Below are 22,138 nucleotides of genomic sequence, written 5' to 3' on the forward strand. Positions count from 1 at the left end.
GGCGGAACCCCGTGGCCGAGCAGATCCTTGAGTGAATGACGGAGGCGTGTGATGGGTGACGTGCTGGTCGTGCAGAACAGCAGGAGCGGCGGCCCGGGCCGGCTCGCCGGCTGGCTGGCGGAGGCCGGGCACGAGCTGGACATCGTGCTCGCCCACGACGGTGCTCCGCTGCCCGATCGGCTCGGCCACGACGCCATGATCATGCTGGGTGGCGGCTACCTGCCGAGCGAGGACGACCGAGCCCCGTGGCTGGCGGACGCCCGGCGGCTGGTGGGGCAGGCGCTCGCGGAGGGTGTGCCGCTGCTCGGCATCTGCCTCGGCGGGCAGATGCTCGCCGAGGTCGCGGGCGGTGAGGTCACGGGCGACATGGGCGCGCCGGAGAACGGCAGCATCCCGCTGACGATCAGGCCGGAGGCCGCCGGCGACCCGCTCTTCCGCGATCTGCCGCCGGTGGTGCCCGCCGTGGAGCACCACAAGGACGCGATCACCGCGTTACCCGCGGGCGCCGTCTGGCTGGCGGAGACGCAGGCGTGCCCCCACCAGGCGTTCCGGGTGGGCGAGCGGGCGTGGGGGGTGCAGTTCCATCCCGAGGTGCTGCCCGAGCGCATCAAGGAGTGGCGCGCGGACGGCTTCGACCCCGACGAGGTGTACGCCGGGGCCGTGGCCGACGAGCCGGTGTCCACGCCGATCTGGCGCGAGGTGACGATGCGCTTCGCCGCGCTCGTCACCGAGCATGCCGTCAGCGTGTCCGGGAGTCCCAGCCCAGTGTGAGTCAGCGGGTGGAGGAGTCCGCCGTACCCCCGGGATCGCGTGCTCGCCGTGCACCCGGCCGGAGGGCGGCCGGGCGAACAGCAGCGATGCCATCGCGATCAGGGCACTACGGTAGGGCGGGTGCAGGTCGAGCAGCTTCACCCCTGGCCCTCCACGGTCGCCGAGGCGGAGGCCATTCAGGACCGGCTCCGCGGGCACGTCGAGCTCACCGGGCCGGACACCTTCGCCTTGGTGGCGGGCCTGGACGTGCACTATCACGGCCCGGGCGACGACCTGACGGCCGCGGTGGTCGTCATGGACGCCGCCACCCTCGCCGTGGTGGAGCAGGTGGTCGCCCATGGGAAGGCGGCGTTCCCGTACGTGCCCGGACTGTTCGCCTTCCGCGAGCTGCCCGCGCTGGTCGAGGCGCTCGAGCAGCTCACGGTGACGCCGGACCTGCTGGTCTGCGACGGGTACGGGCTCGCGCACCCGCGCGGGTTCGGCCTGGCCTGCCACGTCGGCGTGCTGACGGGGCTGCCGGCGCTGGGCGTGGGCAAGACGCCGTTCGTCGGCCGGCACGAGCCGCCGGGGGCGGAGCGCGGAGCGTGGACACCGATCACGCACGACGGTGCCACGGTCGGGCGGGCGCTGCGCACGCAGCGCGGCGTCAAGCCGGTGTACGTCTCCCAGGGGCACCGCATCACCCTGGACACGGCCACGGACCAGGTCCTCCGCCTCGCCCCGCGCTACCGCCTCCCCGAGCCGGTCCGGCGCGCCGACCACCTGGCCAGGCACCCGGGCTGACGCCTGGATCGGCCCTCAGCTCACGCCTCTTCGCTGAGCTCGATGGCGGCGGCCGGGCAGACCGCGGCGGCCTCACGGACCAGGGCGTGCTGGTCGGCGGACGGCTCGGGCTCGAGCAGGATGACGATGCCGTCGTCCTCGCGCTGGTCGAACACCTCTGGCGCGAGCAGCACACACTGGCCGGCGCCGCAACACTTGACTTCGTCCACGGTGACTTTCATGCGGAATCTCCTCTCTGTGGGTCGGGTACCGCCGTGCGGGTCACCAGCGAACCGGGACCGTGCGCAGACCGCCGACGGCCAGCCCCTCCACGCGTTCCAGCTCCTCCACGGGCACGGCCAGGTCCAGGGTGGGCAGCTTGCGCAGCAGCACCTCGAGCACGACCTGCAACTCGGTGCGAGCCAGCGCCTGGCCCAGGCAGGAGTGGGCGCCGGAGCCGAAGGCCAGATGCGGGTTCGGGCTGCGGCTCAGGTCCATCTCGGCGGCGCCGTCGAAGACGCTCTCGTCCCGGTTGGCCGCGGCCATGCTGCACACCACGGTGGTGCCGCGGGGCAGGACCGTGCCGCTGACCTCGGTCTCGTCACGCAGGTAACGCGGCAGGCCGAAGCCGGAGTTGGCGTCGAAGCGCAGCGCCTCCTCCACCGCGGTGCGGATCAGCTTCGGGTCGGCCAGCAGCGCTTCCCACCGGGAGCGATCGGCCAGCAGCATGCTCACCATCTTGCCGATCATGTTGGCGGTGGTCTCGTGCCCGGCCACCAGCAGCGCCATGCCGGTGACCAGGATCTGCATGTCGGTCAGCCCGCCGTCCTCCGGGCCGCCGACCGCGATCAGCTCGCTGAGGATGTCCTCGCCCGGCTGCTCCCGCTTGGCGGCGACGTGGCCGGACATGTACTGGAAGAACTCGGCCTGGGCAGCGTCGATCTCGTCCTTGCTGTAGCGGGTGAGGTTGAGGAACGTGTCGGACCAGTACGAGAACCGGTCCCGGTCCGCGGCCGGCACGCCGAGCATGTCGCAGATGACGTACACCGGCAGCGGGAAGCCCAGGCTCGCCTTGAGGTCGCCGGGCGCGCCGCGCTCGACCATGTCGTCGATGAGCTCCTCGGCGATCTGGGCCATCGAGGGACGCAGGGCGGCCATCCGCTTGGCGGTGAACCACTTGCCGACCAGGCGCCGCCAATGCTGGTGTTCCTCGCCGCCGTCAGGGATGATCATCGCCATGTCGCTGTTGAACACCCCGTCCCCTTCCGCCGATATGCGGGCCGCGTCCGGGGCGTTGAGCTGGCGGGTGAAGCGGGGGTCGGCCAGCACCCGCTTGACGTCGTCGTAGCGGGTCAGCAACGTCGCCTGGTCGCCGCTGGGCAGCTGGACGTGGGCCACCGGGCACTTGCCGCGCAACTCGGCCCATTCCGCGGGCGGCTCCAGCGCCGCGTCGGCGGGGATCGGGTAGTTCAAGACCTGCTCGTCGAGACTCATTCGACATCTCCTCATGAACGGATGGGTTGGTCGCCCGTGCACAGCCGGCTGTTCGCCGTCACGCGGGTGCGAAGGGCTGAGCAGGCTGCCGGCGGCCGAGAACCTGTTGCCGCAGGAGGCGGGCCTGCTTGGCCATGTTCCAGCCGAGCACGCCGGTGACCTGGCCGCCCTCGATGTAGCGGGCGGTGAAGCGGTGCTGCGCCGGGTCGCCCTCGGCGATGTCCACCTCGGCCGCCGCCGACGGGAGGCCGTGGGCCTGGATCTTGACGTCGTACTGGTCGGTCCAGAAGTAGGGGATCGGCGTGTAGGGCCGGTCGGCGCCGAGGATGTTGGCCGCGACCACCTGGGCCTGCTCGGTGGCGTTGGTGCGGTTTTCCAGGCGCAGCCGCCTGCCGAGGCCCTCGTGCTCCCAGGAGGCCACGTCGCCGACGGCGTAGACGCCCTCGGCGGCGCGGCAGCGTGAGTCGCAGTCGACCCCGTCGGTCACGGTGAGGCCGCTGTCCGCCAGCCAGCCGGTGGCCGGGCGGGAGCCGATGGCCACCACGACCGCATCGGCGGGGAGGAGCTCGCCGGTGGCCAGCCGCACCCCCGTGACCCGTCCGCCGGCGCCGGTCAGCCCTTCCACCACGGAGCCGAGCCGCAACCGTACGCCGCGCTCGGTGTGCGTCCGGATGAGCATCGTGCCGACCACGTCGCCGAGCTGGTCACCCAGCAGGGTGTGCCCCATTCCGGCGAGGGTGACGTCCAGGCCCATGGTGCGGGCTGTGGCGGCGGTCTCCGCCCCCAGCACCCCTTCCCCCACGACCACGAGCCGTTCGGCGGCGGTCAGGTCCTCGCGCAGGGCGAGCGCGTCGTCCAGGCCGCGGAGCACGTGCACGCCCGCCAGCCCGTCCTGGCCGGGGAGCCGGCAGGGCGTCATGCCGGTCGCGATGACCGCGGCGTCACCACGCAGCACGCGGCCGGAGGCGGTGGTGACGGCACGCGCCGCCGCATCCAGGGCGACGGCGGGCTCGCCCAGCACGAACTCGGCCCGCAAGGCCTCCAGCTGCGCGTCGGCGCGGAGCCGGGCGCGGGACGGCTCCCAGGCGCCGGCCAGGATCTGCTTCGACAACGGTGGCCGGTCGTAGGGCTGGTGACGTTCGGCGTCCAGCAGCGTCAGCCGGCCCTGGTAGCCGTGCCGCCGCAGCGCCTCCGCCGTGCTCAGGCCGGCGGCCGACGCCCCGACGATCAGGACGCTCGCGGGCGTGCTCACGGGGCGTCGCCCCGGTGCAGGGCGGCGGCCCGGACGGCAGGTTTCCGCATGTGTCGTGGTTCCTTTCGGTCGTCCCGTGACACCACATTACCCGACAGATGTAGGAAAACCTGCATATGTCGTTTGTTGGTAAGCTGGTGACGTGGCCACGACCAGAAACACCACCCCCTCAGCGGGCGACCGGCGCGTGCGCCGCACCCATGCGGCCCTGGCACGCGGACTGATCGAGCTCGTCGAGGAGCAGGACCTGTCCCGGATCAGCGTCGCCGACGTCGCCGAGCGGGCCGGAGTCAGCCGCTCAACCTTCTACGACCACTACCGGGACGTCCACGAGCTGGCCGAGGCGGCCTGCACCGCGATGATCGACGGCTTGATCGACTCCTTGCCCGTCCCCGACGTGGACTCGGCGGACCGGGAACAGGACGCGGCGGAGTCACTGGAGGCGTTCTTCGCCAGCCTCGCCGAGCACGCCGGGCTCTACCGGGCCCTGCTGGGGCCGCAGGGGAGCGCACGCGTCTCCGACCACATCCGCCGCCGCATCACCGCGACCGTCTACGACCACACGCATCGGGACGCCGACGGCGCTCTCCCGCGGCGGGCCTCCTCGCCGTTGGACAGCCCGCACGACGTCCGTGCCGCGTTCACCGCCGGGGCGATCACCGGCGTGGCCGCCGACTGGCTGCAGCGCGGCTGCCCCCGCTCCCCTGCGGAAATGGCCGCCCTGACCTGGCCACTTTTCACAGGGCTCTACCACGTCGACGCCGGCACGGCCCTCTGAGCCCGCCGGTCCACCACGCTTCCCCGAGATCTCGGCGCCCACCGCCACGCCCGACGATCCGGCGGCCACCGCCGCCCTGCGCGATCTCGCGGCCACCGCCGCCCTGCGCGATACCACCGCTGGCCCTCCGGGCTCTGGCCGCCACCGCCGGCCCGCGGGATATCACCGCTACCGCGGGCCGGCCGGATAAGGGCGCCACCGGGCTCAGCCGGATCTGGGCGCCACCTGGCCGGCCGGCCCATGGGTTCAGCGGCGCCACGCCCACACGAGCAGCCACACGCTCAGCCCGAAGAGCCCCATGGCGAGCGGCACGTGCGCGGCCATCGCGCCCGAGCCGCCGAGCATGGACTGGACGAAGCCGAGCAGCAGCACCGCCAGGCTGACCAGGGCGGGCCAGGCGGCGCCGCGCCCAGGCCGCCACAGCAGCACGGCCGCGACGAGCTGCGCCAGACCCAGCAGGTGCACGGCCAGCGCCCCCATCCCATGCATGCCGGCGCCTCCTCCGCTCATGAGCTGGCCGGCCGTGACGGCCTGGACGAGCACGGCCAGCGTGCTGAGCGTGGCGGCGATCTTGAACGCGGTCAGGTACCCGCTTGCCTTGGCGACCTGTGTAACCACGTGGACACTCCTTCGACCTCGTAGGAAGGCCTCCAGGATCTTGCCGTGAGGCGCGCCGGGCATCCGCCATCCGTCGTCATCACCGCTACGCCTCAGGGCGTACGCGGGCCGCGCGAGCGTCAGCGGGGCTCGGCTGGGAGGTGGGCGCCGGAGGAGGGCAGCGGGGGCAGGATCGCCTGGGCGTCGGCGCCCCCGAACCACAGGCCGATCACGAACGCCGCCGTCGCCTCCAGCAACCTCGCCCGGTCGAGCCCTCCGCCGTCCACCGGCGTGCAGCCGAGATCGGCGACCAGCGTGCGTACGGCCGCCAGCGCCGCCGGATCGTCGCCGCACAACGGCACGGCGAGCGGCCGCCCGTCGAACACGGGCGGCGTCATCCGCCACACGTCCACATGGCACAGGTTGAACGCCTTCACGACGTGACCGCCGGTGAGATCGCGGATCAGGCCCGCGAGCGGGCGTCCCGGATCATACGCGGCCAGGTCGGCTGCATTGGTGACGTCGACCAGGGGCTTGCCGCGCAGCGCAGCACCACACGCCTCCAGCACGCCGACGAGCCCCGCCTCCCTGACGGCCACCACCACGACCTCCCCGAACCCGGCCGCCTCCGCCCAGCTCCCCGCGCGGACCGGCGTCCCCCGCAGGGAGACACTCATCTTCTCGGCCTGCACGGCACTCCTGCCCAGGTCCCTGCCGCTGATCATCACCTCGTGCCCGGCCCTGGCCCACTGTGTGCCCAGCGCGTCCGCCATGCCGCCCGCGCCCAGAATCCCGATACGCATGCCCGTCCTCCTCCTGTGAAGGGCTTATCTGATAGGAGGACAGTAGAAAGCTCGTCACACACCATTCGGTGCCTAACGGAGGCTCTCGTTGTTCCTCGCCGACTGCCAGGCCAGACTCGCCTTCGACCTGATCGGCAACACCTGGAGCGCCGTCGTCCTCTGGGCCCTGCGGCACGGCCCCCGGCGGCCGGGGCGGCTGCGCGAGGAGATCGGCGGCATCAGCACCAAGGTTCTCACCGAGACGCTGCGCCGCCTGGAGTTCAACGGCCTGGTGGCGCGCCGTACGTACGCCGAGGCCCCGCCGCGAGTCGAGTACGAGCTCACCGACCTGGGCCGCACCCTCCTCGGCCCGATCGAGACGTTCGGTGAATGGGCCTTCACGCACGCCGACGAGGTGCTGGCCGCCCAAGATCGATGGGACACCGCCCCTGGACCACCGGCGACCAGAGGCAGCGACCACGCCGCAGGTCAGCCGTAGAGCCGCTCCAGCACCACGGCCACGCCGTCCTCATCGTTGGACAGCGTGCGCCGCTCGATGGCGGCCAGCACCGCCGGGTGGGCGTTGGCCATCGCGTAGCCGGCGCCCGCGTACGCGAGCACGGCCAGGTCGTTCGGCATGTCCCCGAACGCCACGACCTCGCTCGGATCGACGCCGCGCTCCTTGCAGAGCCGGTCGAGCGTGGCGGCCTTCGTCACCCCCGGGGCGCTGATCTCCAGGAGCCCGTGCTCGCCGGAGTGCGTGACCTCGGCGAGCCCCGCGAGCACTGCCGTCACGGCCGCGGCCATCTCGTCCGCCGTGTGCGCCGGCGACAGGGCGAGCAGCTTGACGATGGGCTGCTCCTCGTCGAAGACCGAGCGCACCTGGCGGTAATACGCCAGGTCGTCGGCGATCCTCCTGGTGTAGGCGGCCTCGGTCAGGACCGCCCGGCCGGTCTCGGCCGCCAGTCCCACCCCCGGCAGGGCCTCGGCGAGCGCCTGGGCGGCCTTCCTGGCGGAGGCCGGGTCGAGCGGCAGGCTGCCGGTGATCTCATCCGTTCCCAGGTCGTAGACGATCGCGCCGTTGCTGCAGATGGCGGTGCCCGTGACGCCGGCCTGCTCGGCGACCGCACGCACGCCGCGCGGCGCTCTCGCGGTGACGAAGACGATCTCGGCGCCGGCCGCGCGGGCCGTCTGGAGCGCTCTCCTGGTACGCGGTGACACGGTGCGATCGGAGGCGAGAAGCGTGCCGTCGAGGTCCGTGGCGACGATGCGGGGGAAGATCATGGAAAGGTAAGGTACGGGAGTGTCCTCCCCCATCCGCCCGGAGGGTCGTGTCGCGTCCGCGTTCCGGTTCGCCACCGAGCTGGTCGCCTGGGTCGCGACCCCCTGGGCCCTCGCCCCTCATTCGGTACCGCTGGCCGTGGTGTCGGTCGTGGTGCTGATCGGGCTTCCGACGGTCTTCTCCACCCCGGGCGACAAGCGGAGCGTGATCGTCGCCGTGCCGGGTCATGTGACGATCGGCCTGGTCGTCCTGCAGCTGGTGGCCGCGGTGGCGGCGGCGTGGTCCGCGTGGCACGCGGTCGCCGCCGCGCTGGTGTCCGTGCTGGCCGTGGTCACGGTGGTGCTGGAGCTGCCGCGCTGGCGGTGGCTGACGTCCCGGTGATCCGGCCGCCCAAGAGCGCGGAGGTCACAAGCGCATCTCGGACGGGAGCCGGGTGGCGGCGTTCATGAGCTCCAGGCCGAGGAGCCGCCCGGAGTCCTCGTAGTCGAGGACGACGTCCTCCGCCACGACCTGACGTACCGCCTCACCTGGGACTATTTCGTGCTTCATCGCGATGTAGGCGATGTCGCGTTCCTTGTCCCACGTGACGTACACCGTCCGTGCCTGCCCGCCCGAGGTGACGTCCTCCCAGCTCAGCAACCCTTCCTTGGCCTCGTGCGAGCCCGCGACCGCGGCCCGCGTCATCGCCAGCGCCAGCTCGACCGCCCCCAGCGAATCGAGCGCTGTGACTTTCCTCTCATGTTCCCATCCGGCGAGCCCGTCGATCCGGTAGGGGCACGACCACTCCCCGGTCGGCTCCTCATACGGCACGCCGACGGTGACGACCACGTCACGCGGCGGTTCGCTACGCAGCGACAGCACCCGACGGGCGATCTCGTACATGTCTGGTGATCTACCCCAGAGGCCACTCCTGGAAGACTGACCAACGGGAACGGTCTCTCTCCTGTTCACTCCGGCGGCCGGTCCCATAGGGTCGCCGCAAGGAACACGTGAAGGGGCCCGGTATGAACGATTCGTTCGGGACGCGCCTGAGAGCTAGGCTCGACGAGTGCGGACCGCTGTGTGTGGGCATCGATCCGAGCCCGGCGCTGCTCGACGCCTGGGGGCTGGACGACTCGCCGTCCGGTCTCGAACGCTTCAGCCGCACGGTCGTCGAGACCGTGGCCGACGTGGCCGCCGTGGTCAAGCCGCAGTCGGCGTTCTTCGAGCGGTGGGGCAGCCGCGGCATCGCCGTCCTGGAACGCACCATCGCCGACCTGCGCGAGGCGGGGACGCTGGTGCTGCTGGACGTCAAGCGCGGCGACATCGACAGCACGATGGCGGCCTACGCCGAGGCGTACCTGGACCGGGGCAGCCCGCTGGCCGTCGACGCGATCACGTTGAGCCCGTACCTGGGGTTCGGGTCGCTGGAAGGGGCCATCACCTCGGCCGTGGCCAACGACGCGGGCGTGTTCGTGCTGGCCCGCACCTCCAACCCGGAGGCGGCCGGGCTGCAGCAGCTCGTGGCCGGCCAGGTGCTGGCCGGGGCCGCCGCGGCCAACGCGGGACGCACGCCGTTCGGGCCCGTCGGGGTGGTCATGGGCGCCACGCTGCCCGAGCTGGAGCACTCGCTGACCGACCTCAACGGGCCCATCCTCGCTCCCGGGCTGGGCGCACAGGGGGCCACGCCCGCCGACGTGGCGCGGCTGTTCGGGCCGGTACGCCACGCCGTCCTGCCCTCCGTGTCCCGGTCGGTGCTCGCCGATCCCAAGCGGCTGCGCACCCGTACGCTCTACTACCGGGACGAGTGCACCGCCTACCTGTCCGGCGACCTCACCGGGCCCCGCCGCTCCTCGCGTTCCTGACCCGCGAGCGGAGGTGTGTCAGCCGGTGGGGCCGGCGTCGGGGCGGGTGACCTCCTCGGCGCCCGTCCGCGCCTCCTCCTCGGCCTTCTTCGCGTCCTCCTCGGCCCCCTCGGGCTCGTCCCTCAGCTCGGGCGGTTCGGCCGGGATGGGACGGCGGGCCTTCGGCGTTTCGGCGCCGGACCGCTCCGCGACGACGTCGCTCTCCCCCTCCACTCCGCCCACGGCTTCCGGCAGTTCTTCGGGGTTCTCGTTCATCACCGCCCCCTGCCCCGCCCGAAATCCCGCGAACCTGCTTGCCGGGCCGGGCGAGGGCCGTCAGGGGAGGGAGTCCTCGATCTCCCAGCGGGTGGGCATCGACGTGCTGGCGCCCTCCCGCTGCACCGACAGCGCCGCCGCCGCGGAGGCGAAGCGGAGGGCGTCCGCGACGGGCAGCCGTTCGGCCCTGGCCACGGCCAGCGCGCCCACGAACGTGTCCCCGGCCGCCGTCGTGTCCACCGCCTTCACCTCGACCGCCGGAACCCGCAGCCGCTCCCCCGACCGGGATCCGTACAAGGCGCCCTCGGAGCCCAGCGTGATCACGGCCTCCTCGACACGTTCGAGCAGCGCGTCCAGGGCGGCAGCGGGGGCGGTGGCGCCGGTGATGGCGGCGGCCTCGTGCTCGTTCGGGACGATCAGCGTGACCGCGTCGAGCAGCTCGTCCGGGAGCGGCTGGGCGGGCGCCGGAGTGAGGATGACGGGCACGCCCGCGACCCGGCCGGCCTCCGCCGCCGCCACGACGGCCGCCATGGGCAGCTCCAGCTGCAGCAGCAGCGCCTCCGACCGCGCGATCACGGCCAGGTCATCGCCCGAGGGGCCGGTGACGGTGCCGTTCGCGCCGGGCACGACGATGATCGAGTTGCCGCCGGCGTCGTCCACCACGATGTGCGCGATGCCGCTCGGGCCGGGCACCTGGCGCAGGCCGCGTACGTCCACCCCGGCCTCCGACAGCGTGGCCCGCAGCTCTGCCCCGAAGCCGTCGTCGCCGACCGCTCCGAGGAACGCCACCTCCGCACCCGCCCGGGCGGCGGCGATGGCCTGGTTGGCCCCCTTGCCACCGGGGATGGTGCGGAAGCGGTGGCCTGTCACCGTTTCACCCCGCTTCGGGGCTTCGGAGACGTAGGCGACCAGGTCCATGTTGGCGCTGCCGAAAACCGAGATCATGGGTGCATCATCTCCTGAGTACGCCGGGCCAGCTCCACGAGGCCCACCCCGTCGAACCCGGTCAGGCTGCTGGCCAGGCTGTCGCGCATCCGCCATTGGTCCGGCACGCCGCCGTTGAGCGCGCCCGCGATGGACCCGGCCGTGGCGGCCGCCGAGTCGGTGTCCCAGCCGCCGGCGACCGCGCCGGCGATCGTGGCGGTGAAGTCGCCCCGGCCATGGATCAGGGCGGCCGCGACAAGGGCGGCATTGTTGATCGTGTGGACCCAGTGGAGCGATCCGTGGCGCTCGTACAGGCGGTCGACGACCACCTCGAAGTCCTTTTCCGCCGCGGCGTCCTCGGTGGCCAGGCGGACCGCCTCGTGCAGGCGCGAGCCCGCGGGCACGACGGACAGGCCCGCCGTCACGACCTCCTCCGGCGACGTGGCGACCAGCGAGGCGGCGCACATCGCGGCCGCGAACATCGCCCCGTAGATCCCGTTCGCGGTGTGGGTGAGACGGGCGTCGCGCCAGGCGTACTCGGCCGCCGTGGCCGGATCGCCCGGGTTGACCCAGCCGTAGACGTCCGCCCTGATCAGAGCGCCGATCCACTCGCGGAACGGGTTGCGGTGGGAGGCCGTGTACGGCGGCTCGACGCCGTCCAGGAGATTGCGGTACGCGACGCGCTCGGCGGTGAACGTACGGCCGGCCGGGAGCTCGTCGAGCCACAGCTTGGCCACGTCGTCGGTGGTGAAGGCGCGGCCGTGGCGCTCCAGGACGGTCAGGGCCAGCAGCGGGTAGTTGAGGTCGTCGTCCTCGGGGATGCCGTCGATGTTCTCGGCCAGGGAGTTGACGGCGCTGCGGCGGTTCCAGGGCCAGCGGCGGGCGATGTCGTCCGGCAGGCCCTTGGCCGTGAACCAGCCGCGCATGGGCCAGTTGCCCGTGGCCTCGGCGATCTGCCTGATGCCTTCGCGCGGGATCTTCTCGACGGGCTTGCCCAGCACGCACCCGGCCGCCCTCCCGAGCCACGCCCCGAGCACCCGCGCCCTACCGGCGGTGCCGGGCAGGCCGGACGGGTGGGCGGGCCAGGCTGGGCAGGCGGCGATGATGGCGGGCAGTTCGGACGGCTCGTTCAGCGGCGACGGGATCTCGGCCAGTTCGTCCAGCAGGTCCTGGGCCAAGCCGCGCAGCCGGGCGGCCTCCGGGTCCGAGGCGCCGGCCCGGGGCGGGGCGTCGTGCCCGCCTGCCGCGCGCCAGCGGGCGGCGATGTCCGCCACGTCCCGGCCGTCCTCGGCGGCCTGGCGGAGCTCGTGCCCGATCAGGTCCTCGGGCTGGACCCAGGTAAGGCGGATCATCGGCGGTCGAGGTCGGCGAAGGCGGCCTCGTGGGCGCGGCGGCGTGCCAGGTCGTCCGCGTGCACCCGGCGCGCCACCTCAGCGATCGCGAGCCCGGGAGCCACCAGGTCGGTACGGCTGGCGGCCCCCACCCGCTCCACCCACTCCGCCGGCACGGCGCTCAGCCCGCCGAGGGCGCCCGCGATGGCCCCGCCCATGGAGGCGATCGAGTCGGCGTCGCGCCCGTAGTTGACGCCGCCGAGCACGGTGTCGCGGTAGTCGCCCTTGGCGATCACCAGGAAGCCGAGTGCCAGCGGCAGCTCCTCGATGCTGTGCAACCGGCTCGGCCGCCGTGCCCCCAGCCCCTGGTCGCGGTAGGTGTCGGCGACCGTGTCGTACGGGCGGACGGCGGCCCGCAGCGCCTCGAACGACCCGTCCCAGTGCCCGAGCCCGGCCGCGGTCTCGCAGACCGACTCGATGGCGGCCCGGGTGCCGTCCTTCGCCAGCCGCAGGCAGGCCGCGACCACGGAGTCGACGGTGGCGCCCGGCCGCATGGCCTCGGCGACGGCGGCCGCCATGACACCGGCGGCCTCGCGGCCGTAGCTGGACTGGTGTGCCCCGGTCAGGTCGATGGCCTCGGCGTAGGCGGCGTCGGGGTCGGCGGCGTTGACGATGCCGACGGGGGCGACGTACATGGCGGCGCCGCAGTTCACGATGTTTCCGACACCGGCCTCGCGTGGGTCCACGTGCCCGTAGTGCAGCCTGGCCACGATCCACTTCTCCGCCAGGAAGATCCGCTGCAGCGGCAGCGCGTCGCTCTCCAGCTCGGGGATCCAGCGGCGCTCGCCCATGAGCTCGGGCACGAGGTGGTCGGCCATCGCGTACGCGTCGAGGTGGCCGCGGGCCTTGTCGTACACGCGGATCAGGGCGTGCGTCATCAGGGTGTCGTCGGTGATGTGGCCGTCGCCCTTGTGGTAGGGCGCGATGGGGCGGGCATTGCGCCAGTCCTCGTTGTACGGCGGGACGATGCCCTCGACGCGGCCGCCGTACCGCTCGACGATCTGTTCGGGGGTCCAGCCCTCGGTGGCGCCGCCCAGCGCGTCACCGACCGCCGCCCCCGCCACGCAGCCGGTCGCTCTGTCCTCAAGCGGCGTCATGCGATTCCCTTCGTCAGTTCGATCAGGTCTTTGCCCGCCAGCTCGGGCAGGCAACAGCCGGCCAGCGTACGGGCCGAGGCGGTCCACCCCTCCGGGATCGCCTCGTACCCACCGCATGCCCCGGTCAGCGCCCCGGCGAACGCGGGCGCCGAGTCGGCCAGCGCGGCCAGGCACGCCGCCGCCGGCACGGCTCTGGTGAGATCGCCGCCTGCCGCCTCGGCCAGCGCCAGCGCCACGGGCACGGTCTGGGCGGCGCCGACCCCGTAGCTGTAGACGTGGTCGAGCAGCGCAGCGTCCAGCGCGGGCACCGCGGCGAACGCGTCGCCCGCCTTCCGCGCGGCGGCCAGCGCGACGCGGGCGTTGTGCCCGATGGCGGTGTCCGGTGGCAATACGGCCAGCGCCGCCTCCACGGCCGGGCCGATCGCGCCGGAGGCGACCGCCTCGCGCACGGCGGCGGCCATGGCCTGGGCGGCGAGGATGCCGTCGGCGGCGTTCGTCACCTCGGCGTCTGGCGTGGGGTCCCTCCCCAGGACCCCGAACGCGACGGCCCTGACGGCGGCGGCGTCGTCGAAATGGTGCGGGTTGTCGTGCCCGGACGCGGGCGGCTCGACGCCCTTGGCCAGGTTGTCCAGTGCGGTGGCCACCGAGATCCGCGCCCGCACCGCCGCGCCGGCGAGCTCCCTGAACGCCTCCGCCCGCGGCCGGTCGATCGTGAGCACCGTCCAGGCGAGCCATTCGGCGTCGTCGGACGGGCCGATGGCCAGCGGCGCCGTGGGCTGATTGAGCGCGAACGGCACCGGCAGCGTGGTCACCTTGTGCTCTTCCGCGAACGCGTCGAGCTCCCTGTGCAGGCGCCGGCTCCAGGGAGCGTGCAGGGCCGCCCGGTGCCTGGCGGCGGGCCAGCCCGCGGCGTCCCCGACGGCGAGCCCGGCGAAGGCTCCCCTGATCCTGTCCCCCGACATCGTGATCTACAGTCCTTTCGCGAGCTCGTCGGCCACATCCAGCACGTGTCTTCCGGCCACGACGGGCAGGCACTTGCCCGTCACAGGCCCGATCCTGGCGGTCCACCGCGCCGGAACGCCACCCTCGCCCTGCCGGGCTCCGGCGATCGCCCCGGCGATGGCCCCGATCGTGTCGGCGTCCCTGCCCAGGCTCACCCCGAACGTCACGGCCGCCTCGACCTCGCCGTCGCCTGCCTGGAACGCGGCGAGCGCCAGCGCCACCGCCTCGGGCGCGATGTCCGTCCAGGGGTAATGCTTGACGACGACGGCCTCGTGCAAAGCCTCGACGAGCTCCAGTTCGCCCATCGGTGCCGCCGCAGGCGTCGCGGACTCCGCCGACCGCCCTCGCGCCACACCGGCGCCCGTGGGCGGCGACCAGCCGAGCACCTCGCACACTCGCACGATGTTCCTGGCCGTCCACGAGTCAGCGGGGATGACCGACAGCGCGGCGAGCACCACATCCCGCACCGCCGCCCCGCCCATCGCCGCGGCCACCGCCCCGGCGACGGCGCGACCGCCCAGGATGCCCTCGCACGACCCGCTGACCAGCCCGTCCTGCTCGACGAGCCGAGCCGCCGCCGCGGGATCGCCCGGGCAGAAGATCCCGTACGGCGCGGCCCGCATGGCCAGCCCGTCGGACCACCCATGCGAATGGACCAGCCCGGTCAACGGCGGCTCCAGGCCGCGTCGAAGCGCTTCGACGGTGCCCAGCTCGGAGAACCCGGCGCCCCGCATCGGCCCAGCCACCCGCGGGATGATCTCCGTCCGGTACGCCTGCGCCACCAGCTCGGCCGTCAGCCCGTGTCCGTGCCGCACCAGCAGCGACGCCGCGAAGATGGCGTACTCGGTGTCGTCCGTGCCCCCGCCCTCGATCTCGGTGAGCCTCCCCCACCGCCGCCGGATCTCCGCCGGCGGCAGGTTCTCGGCCGGGGCCCCGAGGGCGTCGCCGGCCGCCAGGCCGAGCAGACACCCCCGGGCCCTGTCGCGATGCGTCACCGCTGGTACCGCTCCAGCACCTTGTTCCCTTCATCGACGAGCCGCTTCGCCGCCTCGTCGATGGTGATCTTATTGGCGTAGAACTCCTGCAGCACGGGCGTGGCGACCTTGCTCTTCCACTCGTCGAACCCGTTCACCTTGAGGAACGGCGCCACGACGAGGTTCTTGGCGGAGGCGGTGGCCACGTCCCAGCCGTTCTCCTGAGTCGTCATGGCCGGGTCCGCGGCGGCCGACTGGGAGGTCGGCAGCAGCCAGTCGCCCTTGGCGAGCTTGGCCTGGTTGGGGCCGTTCAGGAAGAACGCGATGAACTTCATGGCCTCGTCCGGGTGCTTGCTGTCCTGCGCGATCGACAGCGTCTGCGAGACCGCCCCCTGCTGGGCCGAGGTGCCCTTGGGGCCGGGCAGCGTGACCCACTCGAACCCGTCGGGCGCCTGCTCGGCGACCTGCTGGCGGAGGAACACGCCGGCCGGCAGCAGGGCGAACTTGCCCTTGTAGAAGGCCGGCAGCGGGTCCGCGGTGCCCTGGCCGAGCGCGGCCGGGTCGGCCGACTTGTCCTTGTAGAGCTGGTCGTGGATGCGCTGGAGCACCTCGCGCTCCTCGGGCCCGACCTTGACCGTGGTCTTGCCGTCAGCGCCGGTCTGGAAGAACGTGCCGCCGAAGTTGAGCGCCAGGTTGAGGGTCTTGTTGACCGGCGACTTCATCGGCCAGGCCACGCCGAACGTGTCGCCCTTGGTCATCGTCTTGGCGGCCTCGGAGAACTCCTCCCACGTCCAGGGGTTGTCCGCGGTGGGGATGCGGACCTTGGAGGCCTCGAGCAGCTTCTTGTTGGCGATGATGACCTGCGACTCCTGCAGGAAGGGCACGCCGTAGACGCCCTGCTCGCCCTTGCCGCCGTCGAAGGTGACGGTGTCCCAGGCGGCCTGTGGGATGTCGCTCTTCAGCTCGGCGGGCAGCTTGTCCTTCAGATCCAGGAGGTAGCCGTCGGTGGCGAAGCCGGACAACGCGGGCGAGTCGTTGTGGATGACGTCGGGAGCGGTGCCGCCGGCGAACTGGGTGACCAGCTGGTCGTTGACGTTGTCCCAGCTGCCCTGGACGTAGGTGACCTGGATGTTGGGGTTGGCCTTGTTCCATTCGTCCACGAGCTGTTTGTTCGCGGCGATGGATTCCTTCTGCCACGCCAGGCTGAGGAAATTGATCTTGACTGGCTCGTTGGGGGCGGAGGACGACGATCCGCCGCCGCCTCCGCTGCCGCACGCGGCGGTGAGCGCGACGATCGCCGCGGCCGCCAGAGCGGACGTGATTCGCATGTGAGCCTCCTAGCCCTTGACGGCGCCGGCCATGAGGCCGGACTTCAGGCGCCGCTGGATGATTGCGAAGAAGATCAGGCTCGGGATCGTCGCCATGAGCGACGCCGCCGCCAGCGGGCCGAGCCTGGCCACCCCCTCGGGGCCGGTGAACCTCACCAGCGTGAGCGGGAGCGTCATGACGTCGGGGTTCTGCAGGATGACGAGCGCGAACATGAACTCGTTCCAGGACGAGATGAACGCGAACAGCAACGTGGCCACCACGCCCGGCGCGAGCAGCGGCGCCACGACCTTGACGATCGAGCGCAGCCGGGTCGCCCCGTCCACGGCCGCGGCCTCCTCCAGCTCGACCGGCACCGCGCGCACGTACCCCTGCAGCATCCACAGCGCGAACGGCAGCGTGAACGTCACGTGGACGACCGCCAGGCCGGGCAGCGTGTTCACGAGCTCCAGATCGCGCAGGATCATGAAGAGCGGGATGATGATCAGGATGAACGGGAACACCTGGCTGACCAGCACCCACCCGATCGCGACCTTGTTGACGAGACCGCGGTAGCGGGCCATCGCGTAGGCGGCGGGCAGCGAGATCAGCACCGTGATGACGCTGCTGGCCAGCGCCACGCCGAGGCTGCGCACGGCCGCGCCCACGAGGTCCTGCTCGCCGAACGCGTCGGTGAAGTTGGCGAGCGTCGGCTCGCGCGGGATCCACGTCGGGTCGGCCAGCGCCATCTCCTGCGGCGTCTTCAGCGCCGTGGACAGCAGCCAGACCAGCGGGAAGGCCAGGAAGACGATGTACGCGGCGAGCGCGGCGTACTGCGACGCGCGTCTCATCGGGCCTCCCTCATCTGGCGCCACAGATACAGGCCGAGCACCGCGAGCACGACGATCGCCATGGCGAGGCCCAGCATCGAGGCGTAGCCGGCGAACCGGTAACGGAACGCCTCCTCGTAGGCGAACAACATCGGCAGCCGGGTCTGGCCGCCGGGGCCGCCCTGCGTAAGCACGTAGACCAGGCCGAACTGGTTGATGTTCCAGACGAAGTCGAGCGACGTGATCGCCACGATCACCGGGCGCAGCTGCGGCAGCGTGATGTTCCAGAACCGCCGCCAGCGGCTCGCGCCGTCCACCTCGCCGGCCTCGTACAGCTCCTTCGGGATGCCCTGCAGGCCGGCCAGCAGGACGACGGTGGTCTGCGGCATGCCGGTCCAGATCCCGACCACGATGATCGCGGGCAGCGCGAGCGAGAAGTCGGCCAGCCAGTTGATCTCGGTGCCGAGCAGGCTGTTGAGTATGCCCGCGTCGGGGTGGTAGACGAGCCGCCACATCAGGCCGATGACCACGGGCGGCATCGCCCACGGGACCACCGCCAGCACCCGGGCCACGCCTCTGAACCGCAGGTTCTCGTTGAGGAGCAAGGCCAGGCCCAGCGCGGCCAGGAACTGCAGCGCCGTCACGGAGACGGCCCAGATCATGCCGATGCGGAAGGATGACCAGAAGTCGGCCGCGCTCAGCAGCTCCCAGAGGTTCTCCAGGCCGACGAAGCTCGTCTCGTGGTTGCGGGTGTTGCGGGCGTCGGTGAAGGCCAGGCCGATGCCGTACAGCAGCGGGCCCACGCTGAACAGCAGCACCGGCACCAGGGCGGGCAGCATGAGCAGCCACATCTCGCGCGTCCTGCGCGAGATGCCCCTCCGCCGCGCGTGCGAGCGGCGCGGCGGCGCGGGCCTCGTCGCGGTCGCCGTCACGCCGTTCCCCCTTCCTCTGGGCACGTGGAGGCGCGGACCACGAGGCGGGGCGGTACGGTGACCACCCTGGGCTCGCGGTCGCCGCCCTGCAGCCGGTCGAGCAGCAGCTCGGCGGCGGCCTTGCCGCGCTCGGCCGAGCCGAGCGACACGCTGGTCAGCGACGGCCAGGAGGCCGCGGCCAGGTCGGTGTCGTCCATGCCGACCACCGCCACGTCGTCCGGCACCCGGCGACCCGAGGCCCGCAGCACGTCCAGCGCGCCGAGGGCGATCAGGTCGTTGGCGCACATCAGCGCGTCCACGTCGGGCACCCGCGCGAGCAGCTCCCCCACCGCGCGGGCCCCCTCCGCGCGATAGAAGTCGCCGATCTGCACGAGGTCCTCGTCATAGGGCAGGCCGAGGTCGCCGAGCGCCTCCCGGTACGCGGCCCCGCGGGCGGCGCCGGGCACCGTGTCGAGCGGGCCGTTGATCATGCCGATGCGGCGGCGGCCCAGCGAGTAGAGGTGGTCGATCGCCAGCCGGACACCGGTGCGCGAGTCGGCGCGTACGTTGTCCACCCGCGTGCCCTCGGGCACCGAGCCGATGATCACGACGGGGGCCCTGGCGGCGGCCAGCATCTCCAGGTGGGCCTCGGTGACCCGCAGCGGGCTCATGATCAGCCCGTCCACGTACCGCTCGCCCAGGCTGTGCAGCACGTCGATCTCGTCGGCGACGACGGCGTCGGTGGAGTGCAGCACGAGCCGGTATCCGGCGGCCTTGAGCACGGGCTGGATCTCGCGCAGCATCGCCAGGTAGGCGGGGTTGCCCACGTCGGCCATGGCGAAGGCCACCTGGTGGGTGCGGCGGGACTTGAGCGACCTGGCCACGGCGTTGCGCACGTAGCCGAGCTCATCGGCCGCCGCCATCACCTTGCGCACCGTCTCCTGCCTGGTCGGCAGGCCGTTCAGCACCCGCGAGACGGAGGCGATCGAGACTCCGGCACGCTCGGCGATCGTGTTGATCGTGGGTCCGTCGGCCAAGGTAGTCCTTCCATCGGTGTAAACGTTTACGACGCCTGCCCTGTAAACGTTTACGGTGTGGCCACATGAAACCTGGATGTAACTTGCAGGTCAAGTCACGATCACATAACACCAGGTCAGCGCCCCTCACGGCAAACCACCCGCCATGCGCGCACAAGAACAGACCACGGCACCACAAAACCCCGCCGCCGGCCCGGCCCTCCCCTCCGGCACGGCGGCGCGCGCCGGAGGGCGTCAGGTGGTGCCGGACGGCGGCGGCCGGAGGACGTCAGTCGCGTACCGGCTCGGGCATGGGGGCTGCCGGGGCCGAGACGCGCAGCAGCGAGCGGATGGCGGGCATGCCGGCGAGCGTCACCACGGCGGCCAGCACCGCCGGGATGATGAGTGCCACCGGCAGCGACGACGCCTCGGCGACGTACCCCAGCACGGCGGGCCCCAGCAGCAGCCCCGAGTAGCCGAAGGCCGTCACCATGGCCAGGGCGCGCCCGACCCGGCCGCCGGCCGCCCCCACGGCGCTGAACAGCACCGGAACCACGGTGGCGAGCCCCACCCCGGCCAGCGCCCACCCGGTCCACGCGCACGCCACCCGCAGCGCCTCGCCGGTCAGCGGCGCGACCAGCACGAGCACGTACCCGACGGTGGCGAACAGCCCCGCCAGCTGGATGGTGAGCACGGAGCCGAGCCGGGCCCTGATCGGGTCGCCCAGCAGCCGCACGGTCGTCATGGCCACGGAGAAGATCGTGTACGCCAGCGGCGCCGCGGCCGGATCGGTCTCCAGCACCCACCGGGCGTGCAGCGCCGCCCAGTCGATGGCCGCGCCCTCGCTCAGGTGCCCGGCGAAGGCGGCCAGCCCGAGCAGCGCGATCAGCCCCCACCCCAGCGAAGAGCCCGCCCGCCGGCCCTCCGTCTCGGACGAAGTGTGCTCGGGCGGATCGGGCAGCAGCAGCCGAGCCGCGGGGACGTACAGGAACGGCACCACCACCGAGGCCACGATCAGCAGCACCTGAGCATCCAGTCCGGCCCTCAGGATCAGGGAGGTCAGCGCGCCTCCGGCGGCCCCGCCCAGGCTCCACGTCCCATGGAACGCCGAGATGATCGGCCGCCCGTAGCGGCGCTCTACCTCGACGGAATGGGCGTTCATGCCGACCTCGGTCACCCCCAGCCCGATCCCGAACAGGACCGCGAGCACCGCCAGGGCCCAGTAGGAGGACGCGAGCGCGGGCCCGAGCAGCACCAGGCCGGAGAAGGGCCCGGCGATCCAGCACACGCGCCGGCTCGACCACCGGTCCACCAGCGGCCCGGCCGCCAGCATCGACACCAGCGCCCCGCCCGAGATCAGCAGCAGGACGCTGCCCAGCCGGGCGGGGCCGAGGTCGAGCCGGTCGTTCAGCGACGGCAACCCCGCCGCCCACAGACCCATCACGAAACCGGCAAGGAAGAAGAACCCGAACACTCCGACACGGGCGCGTCTGGCATCAATGAGGCTTTTGTTCACGGCTAGAGCATAAACTGTGTTCCGTGAATGGAGCTACGACCAGTGGCGAACTCCGCGCGCACAACCGGGTCAGGCTGCTGCGTGCCGTGCACGACTGCGGCGCCACCCGCACCCGGTCACAGCTGACCCGCGACCTGCGGCTGGCGCGCGGCACGGCGTCCGTGCTGGTGGCGGGGCTGGTGGAGGACGCGCTGCTGCACGAGGAGCCCGCGCCCGAGCACGGGCGGGGCCGGCCCACGCTGGTGCCCGGGCCGCATCCGCGCGGTCCGCTCGCCCTGGCCGTGGACGTGCGCGAGGACGCCTGGGAGCTGGCGGCGTGCGAGCTGGGCGGGCGCGCGACGGTCCTGGCCGTACGCCCGCACGACGGCACGCCGGAGGACGCGCTCGGCTCGCTGGGCGAAGCCATCGCCGCCGAACGGGAGCGGCTCGGACACCGGGTGATCGGGGCCGGGGTGGCGCTCGCGGGCCCGGTCCGCCACGGCGGCCTGGTGGACATCGCCCACCTGAGCTGGCGCTCGGTCGACGTCCCGCACCTCCTCGGCCTGGCCCCGCCTGCCGCGGGCGCGGCGGGCGGCGGGGGGCCGGTTGTCGTCGGTAACGACACCGCGTTCGCCGCCGTGGCCGAGGCACGGCGGGGCCGGTTGCGGGGGGTGCGGATGGGGCTGCACCTGCATGTGGACTTCGACCTGGGCGGCGTGCTGGTCGTGGACGGCCGGCCCTTGGGCGGCGCGAGCGGCACCGGCGCCGAGTTCGGGCACATGCCGCTCACCGGCGGCGAGCGCACCTGCATGTGCGGCGCGATCGGCTGCTGGGGCATGGACGTCGGCGCGAACGCGCTGCTGCGCCACGTCGGCCTGGCCGCCGGCGGCGGCCGGGGGCGCGAGCAGGCCGAGCACGTGCTGGCGACGAGCGAGGAGGCGGTGGCCGCGAACGCCCGCGCCCTGGGCCGCGGCATCGCCGCCCTCGTCAACGCCCACGACCCCGAGGCGGTCACCCTGTCGGGCCACGGCGTCGAGCTGTACGAGCGGGCCGGGGACATCCTCATGGCGGCCTGCGAGCCGGGCCTGATGGCGATCCGCCGCGAGCACCCGCCCCGCATCGAGGGCTCGGCACTGGGCTGGCGCGGCTCGCTGCTGGGCGCCATGGAGTCGGTCTTCGACGCGTTCCTCACCCCGGAGGGCCTCGACCGGTGGCGCGCAAACCACTCTGACCAGGCCCGCGACACGCCCGACCGGCGAAATGTGATGAATTCCACGTTGCCGGGGGAAAGCCCGCCATAACACAACCGCTCACCCTGTCACTGAGCGATCTTGCCGGGTACGTGGCGGGCCTGTTCCCATGGAGGGGTCCGATGC

At 72.7% G+C, this 22,138-nt stretch carries 25 protein-coding genes; 7 read left to right on the forward strand and 18 right to left on the reverse strand.

The window, feature by feature from the left end:
• Window positions 1-51 precede the first annotated feature (51 nt).
• A complete protein-coding gene (locus EDD27_RS25050) occupies window positions 52-771 on the forward strand; it encodes a type 1 glutamine amidotransferase (RefSeq protein ID WP_127934547.1) in 720 nt (239 codons plus the stop codon).
• Window positions 772-891: 120 nt separating this feature from the next.
• Complete coding sequence (locus tag EDD27_RS25055) at window positions 892-1,554, forward strand: endonuclease V (RefSeq protein ID WP_127934548.1); 663 nt, start codon at window positions 892-894, stop codon at window positions 1,552-1,554.
• A 20-nt stretch (window positions 1,555-1,574) separates the two neighbouring features.
• On the opposite strand, the gene EDD27_RS25060 is transcribed toward EDD27_RS25055, so the two are convergent.
• The 3 genes from EDD27_RS25060 to EDD27_RS25070 are packed head-to-tail and all read right to left on the reverse strand — an operon-like array spanning window position 1,575 to window position 4,279.
• Complete coding sequence (locus tag EDD27_RS25060; RefSeq protein WP_127934549.1) at window positions 1,575-1,775, reverse strand: ferredoxin; 201 nt, start codon at window positions 1,773-1,775, stop codon at window positions 1,575-1,577.
• Between the two features lie 40 nt (window positions 1,776-1,815).
• Window positions 1,816-3,027, reverse strand: a complete 1,212-nt coding sequence (locus tag EDD27_RS25065; RefSeq protein ID WP_127934550.1) for a cytochrome P450 — start codon at window positions 3,025-3,027, stop codon at window positions 1,816-1,818.
• A 58-nt stretch (window positions 3,028-3,085) separates the two neighbouring features.
• Entirely contained in the window at window positions 3,086-4,279 is a 1,194-nt protein-coding gene (locus EDD27_RS25070) for an NAD(P)/FAD-dependent oxidoreductase (protein ID WP_127934551.1), read from the reverse strand.
• A gap of 142 nt (window positions 4,280-4,421) precedes the next feature.
• On the opposite strand from EDD27_RS25070, the gene EDD27_RS25075 reads away from it, so the two are divergent.
• Window positions 4,422-5,057, forward strand: a complete 636-nt coding sequence (locus EDD27_RS25075) for a TetR/AcrR family transcriptional regulator (RefSeq protein ID WP_127934552.1) — start codon at window positions 4,422-4,424, stop codon at window positions 5,055-5,057.
• Window positions 5,058-5,303: 246 nt separating this feature from the next.
• Here the strand turns inward: EDD27_RS25075 and EDD27_RS25080 are convergent, their stop codons facing one another.
• Window positions 5,304-5,675 (reverse strand): hypothetical protein, encoded by a 372-nt coding sequence (locus tag EDD27_RS25080; protein ID WP_127934553.1) that lies wholly within the window; start codon window positions 5,673-5,675, stop codon window positions 5,304-5,306.
• A gap of 119 nt (window positions 5,676-5,794) precedes the next feature.
• Entirely contained in the window at window positions 5,795-6,457 is a 663-nt protein-coding gene (locus EDD27_RS25085) for an NADPH-dependent F420 reductase (protein WP_127934554.1), read from the reverse strand.
• A gap of 88 nt (window positions 6,458-6,545) precedes the next feature.
• Here EDD27_RS25085 and EDD27_RS25090 point away from each other — a divergent pair, with 88 nt between their 5' ends.
• Window positions 6,546-6,935 (forward strand): winged helix-turn-helix transcriptional regulator, encoded by a 390-nt coding sequence (locus EDD27_RS25090; protein WP_127934555.1) that lies wholly within the window; start codon window positions 6,546-6,548, stop codon window positions 6,933-6,935.
• Here the strand turns inward: EDD27_RS25090 and EDD27_RS25095 are convergent.
• The gene (locus EDD27_RS25095) at window positions 6,926-7,720 is read right to left on the reverse strand and encodes a Cof-type HAD-IIB family hydrolase (protein WP_127934556.1); all 795 of its coding nucleotides are present in this window, start codon (window positions 7,718-7,720) and stop codon (window positions 6,926-6,928) included. The genes EDD27_RS25090 and EDD27_RS25095 overlap by 10 nt on opposite strands.
• 19 nt (window positions 7,721-7,739) lie before the next feature.
• On the opposite strand from EDD27_RS25095, the gene EDD27_RS25100 reads away from it, so the two are divergent.
• Window positions 7,740-8,099 (forward strand): hypothetical protein, encoded by a 360-nt coding sequence (locus EDD27_RS25100; RefSeq protein WP_127934557.1) that lies wholly within the window; start codon window positions 7,740-7,742, stop codon window positions 8,097-8,099.
• A gap of 24 nt (window positions 8,100-8,123) precedes the next feature.
• On the opposite strand, the gene EDD27_RS55770 is transcribed toward EDD27_RS25100, so the two are convergent.
• The gene (locus EDD27_RS55770) at window positions 8,124-8,600 is read right to left on the reverse strand and encodes a DUF2283 domain-containing protein (protein WP_206641635.1); all 477 of its coding nucleotides are present in this window, start codon (window positions 8,598-8,600) and stop codon (window positions 8,124-8,126) included.
• A 122-nt stretch (window positions 8,601-8,722) separates the two neighbouring features.
• On the opposite strand from EDD27_RS55770, the gene pyrF reads away from it, so the two are divergent.
• Window positions 8,723-9,562, forward strand: coding sequence for an orotidine-5'-phosphate decarboxylase (gene pyrF / locus EDD27_RS25110; RefSeq protein ID WP_127934558.1), 840 nt, complete (start codon window positions 8,723-8,725; stop codon window positions 9,560-9,562).
• Between the two features lie 18 nt (window positions 9,563-9,580).
• On the opposite strand, the gene EDD27_RS25115 is transcribed toward pyrF, so the two are convergent.
• From EDD27_RS25115 to EDD27_RS25165, 11 genes are all read right to left on the reverse strand, one after another.
• Complete coding sequence (locus tag EDD27_RS25115) at window positions 9,581-9,817, reverse strand: hypothetical protein (protein WP_127934559.1); 237 nt, start codon at window positions 9,815-9,817, stop codon at window positions 9,581-9,583.
• A gap of 60 nt (window positions 9,818-9,877) precedes the next feature.
• Entirely contained in the window at window positions 9,878-10,762 is an 885-nt protein-coding gene (gene rbsK, locus EDD27_RS25120) for a ribokinase (protein WP_127934560.1), read from the reverse strand.
• Window positions 10,759-12,093 (reverse strand): ADP-ribosylglycohydrolase family protein, encoded by a 1,335-nt coding sequence (locus EDD27_RS25125; protein ID WP_127934561.1) that lies wholly within the window; start codon window positions 12,091-12,093, stop codon window positions 10,759-10,761. The genes rbsK and EDD27_RS25125 overlap by 4 nt, the downstream gene beginning before the upstream one ends.
• Window positions 12,090-13,229, reverse strand: a complete 1,140-nt coding sequence (locus tag EDD27_RS25130; protein ID WP_127934562.1) for an ADP-ribosylglycohydrolase family protein — start codon at window positions 13,227-13,229, stop codon at window positions 12,090-12,092. The genes EDD27_RS25125 and EDD27_RS25130 overlap by 4 nt, the downstream gene beginning before the upstream one ends.
• Window positions 13,226-14,191, reverse strand: a complete 966-nt coding sequence (locus EDD27_RS25135; protein WP_127934563.1) for an ADP-ribosylglycohydrolase family protein — start codon at window positions 14,189-14,191, stop codon at window positions 13,226-13,228. The genes EDD27_RS25130 and EDD27_RS25135 overlap by 4 nt, the downstream gene beginning before the upstream one ends.
• Window positions 14,192-14,197: 6 nt before the next feature.
• Window positions 14,198-15,226, reverse strand: coding sequence for an ADP-ribosylglycohydrolase family protein (locus EDD27_RS25140; protein ID WP_127934564.1), 1,029 nt, complete (start codon window positions 15,224-15,226; stop codon window positions 14,198-14,200).
• Window positions 15,223-16,533, reverse strand: a complete 1,311-nt coding sequence (locus EDD27_RS25145; protein ID WP_127934565.1) for an ABC transporter substrate-binding protein — start codon at window positions 16,531-16,533, stop codon at window positions 15,223-15,225. Before EDD27_RS25145 ends, EDD27_RS25140 begins: the two co-directional genes overlap by 4 nt.
• Window positions 16,534-16,542: 9 nt before the next feature.
• Entirely contained in the window at window positions 16,543-17,361 is an 819-nt protein-coding gene (locus tag EDD27_RS25150) for a carbohydrate ABC transporter permease (protein ID WP_127934566.1), read from the reverse strand.
• Window positions 17,358-18,272: a carbohydrate ABC transporter permease gene (locus tag EDD27_RS25155; protein ID WP_127934567.1), complete on the reverse strand. Its 915-nt coding sequence runs from the start codon at window positions 18,270-18,272 to the stop codon at window positions 17,358-17,360. Before EDD27_RS25155 ends, EDD27_RS25150 begins: the two co-directional genes overlap by 4 nt.
• Complete coding sequence (locus tag EDD27_RS25160; protein ID WP_127934568.1) at window positions 18,269-19,288, reverse strand: LacI family DNA-binding transcriptional regulator; 1,020 nt, start codon at window positions 19,286-19,288, stop codon at window positions 18,269-18,271. The genes EDD27_RS25155 and EDD27_RS25160 overlap by 4 nt, the downstream gene beginning before the upstream one ends.
• Before the next feature lie 268 nt (window positions 19,289-19,556).
• Complete coding sequence (locus EDD27_RS25165) at window positions 19,557-20,783, reverse strand: MFS transporter (protein WP_127934569.1); 1,227 nt, start codon at window positions 20,781-20,783, stop codon at window positions 19,557-19,559.
• A 23-nt stretch (window positions 20,784-20,806) separates the two neighbouring features.
• Between EDD27_RS25165 and EDD27_RS25170 the strand changes: the two genes are divergently transcribed.
• Window positions 20,807-22,063, forward strand: coding sequence for an ROK family transcriptional regulator (locus EDD27_RS25170; protein ID WP_127934570.1), 1,257 nt, complete (start codon window positions 20,807-20,809; stop codon window positions 22,061-22,063).
• The last annotated feature ends 75 nt before the right edge of the window (window positions 22,064-22,138 follow it).

Origin of the sequence: Nonomuraea polychroma (assembly GCF_004011505.1) — a bacterium.
GTDB lineage: Bacteria > Actinomycetota > Actinomycetes > Streptosporangiales > Streptosporangiaceae > Nonomuraea > Nonomuraea polychroma.